This is a genomic window from Henriciella sp. (assembly GCF_049649345.1).
Taxonomy (GTDB): Bacteria; Pseudomonadota; Alphaproteobacteria; order Caulobacterales; family Hyphomonadaceae; genus Henriciella.
Genome location: NZ_JBARZC010000288.1, coordinates 1 through 1,942 on the forward strand (window position 1 = coordinate 1; position 1,942 = coordinate 1,942).

Consider the following 1,942-nt stretch of genomic DNA (forward strand, 5'->3'; position numbering starts at 1 on the left):
GCCGGGAAGGCGCGCCTCACAATCGATTTGCTTCCGGACGTGAAGGCGAACGATCTTGCCGCCCGGCTCGCGTCCGCCAGCCGCAAGGATTCGGCGTCGAACCGCCTCAGAAAGGCGGCGCGGCTCAGCAAGACGAAGATCGCGCTGGTCAACGAAGTGACACGCGGCGCGCCGCCTCAGACGCCCGAAGAGCTGGCCGCCTTGCTGAAAGCCCTGCCGCTGGACCTGACCGGAACGGCGCCGCTGGACGAGGCCATCTCGACAGCGGGCGGCGTGTCGTGGGACGCGCTGGATGACGGGCTGATGCTGGAGGCTATTCCTGGCACTTATTGCGCCGGCGAGATGGTCGCCTGGGACGCGCCGACCGGGGGGTATCTGCTGACTGCCTGCCTCGCCATGGGGCGCTGGGCCGGGCTGGCGGCGGCCGACTAGATCGCCGGCTGGATCGGGCCGTCGGCGCGGCCGTGGACGAACTGGTCGACATGGTCATTGCCGGAGCTGTCGAGCTGGTTGACCGGTCCGCGCCAGATGATCTTGCCTTCAAACAACATTGCGATCTCGTCGGCGATCTTGCGGGCCGAGGCCATGTCATGCGTGATCGAGATCGAGGCTGCGCCAAGCGCCTTCACCTGCTCGATGATGAGATCATTGATCGCATCTGCGGTGATCGGGTCGAGGCCGGTGGTCGGCTCGTCGAAGAAGATGAGGTCCGGCTTGGTGATGATGGCGCGGGCCAGCGCGACGCGTTTCTGCATGCCGCCCGAAATTTCAGCCGGATAGAGATCGGCGACGGATGCGCCGAGGCGGACTTTTTTGAGGGTCTCTATCGCGCGCTCCTTGGCATCGGAACGCTTCAGCTTGTCGGCGTTCAGCAGCCGGAAGGCGACATTTTCCCAGACGGTGAGGCTGTCGAACAGCGCGCCGGACTGGAACAGCATGCCGATGCGCGCGCGCATGGCCTCGCGCTCCTTGCCCTGGTCGTGGGTGACGTCCTCGCCATTGAACAGGATCTGGCCCGCATCCGGCGTCATCAGGCCGAGAGCGTTCTTGAGCATCACCGATTTGCCTGATCCGGACCCGCCGAGCACGACCAGCGAATGGCCGGGGGCGACATCGATATCGACACCGCGCAGGACATGGTTGGAGCCGAAGCTCTTCTCAACGCCTTTGAGTTCAAGAATAGGCTGGGTCATCTAGAGGCCGATCCTTACAAACAGGGTGGAGAGCATATAGTTCGCGGCAAGGACGAGGACGGCGGCGCCCACCATGGAGAGGGTCGCGGCGCGCCCGACGCCGGTTGCACCCGCCGAAGAGCGCGCGCCCTGGTAGCAGCCCATAATCGCAATCACGGCGCCGAAAAGGACCGCCTTGATCAGGCCGACGGCGACATCCTGCGTGGTCAGGAAGTCGACCGTATTGCGCAGATAGGTGGTCGAATCGAAATCGAGCGCGTACACGCTGACCAGCCAGCCGCCCATAACGCCGATAATGTCGGCCATCAGGACGAGGATGGGCAGGGTCAGGCAAGCTGCCAGGAAGCGCGGCGCGTAGAGATAGCGGAACGGGTTGGCCGACAGCGTTTTCAGCGCGTCGATCTGTTCGGTGACTTTCATCGCGCCGATCTCGGCCGCAATCCCCGCTGTCACGCGCCCTGCGAGCATCAGGCCTGTAATCGTTGCGCCAAGCTCGCGCGTGATGCCGAGGACGACGATGTTCGGCACGAACTGCTCTGCGCCGAAGCGGTTGCCGCCGGTATAGATGTTGAGGGCGAGGGCTGCGCCGATGAAGACGGCGGAGAGGCCAACAACGGGCAGGGAGTAAAAGCCGATTGCGATGATCTGCTTCCAGAGCTGGGCGAGATTCCAGGGCGGGCTGAAGGCTGACGCCATGACCCGTCCGGAAAACAGGCTGAGCCGGCCGACCTCGGAGAACAGGCCGAGAG

At 64.5% G+C, this 1,942-nt stretch carries 2 protein-coding genes and 1 pseudogene; 1 reads left to right on the forward strand and 2 read right to left on the reverse strand.

Annotation, left to right across the window (positions count from 1 at the left end):
• Positions 1-432: pseudogene (locus tag WA989_RS07570) on the forward strand (aminoacetone oxidase family FAD-binding enzyme); the annotation flags it as partial.
• Here the strand turns inward: WA989_RS07570 and WA989_RS07575 are convergent.
• Both WA989_RS07575 and WA989_RS07580 read right to left on the reverse strand, forming a co-directional pair.
• On the reverse strand, positions 429-1,193 hold the full coding sequence (locus WA989_RS07575) for an ABC transporter ATP-binding protein (protein ID WP_424339895.1): 765 nt from the start codon (positions 1,191-1,193) through the stop codon (positions 429-431). The pseudogene WA989_RS07570 and the gene WA989_RS07575 sit on opposite strands and share 4 nt — an antisense overlap.
• Positions 1,194-1,942: MlaE family ABC transporter permease (locus WA989_RS07580; RefSeq protein ID WP_424339896.1), on the reverse strand; the 749-nt coding region annotated here is incomplete at its 5' end. It lies immediately after the preceding gene.

What these genes read in the sequence shown, in the direction of transcription:
- WA989_RS07575 (WP_424339895.1), bottom strand. Translation starts at nt 1,193, where the DNA reads ATGACCCAGCCTATTCTTGAACTCAAAGGCGTTGAGAAGAGCTTCGGC.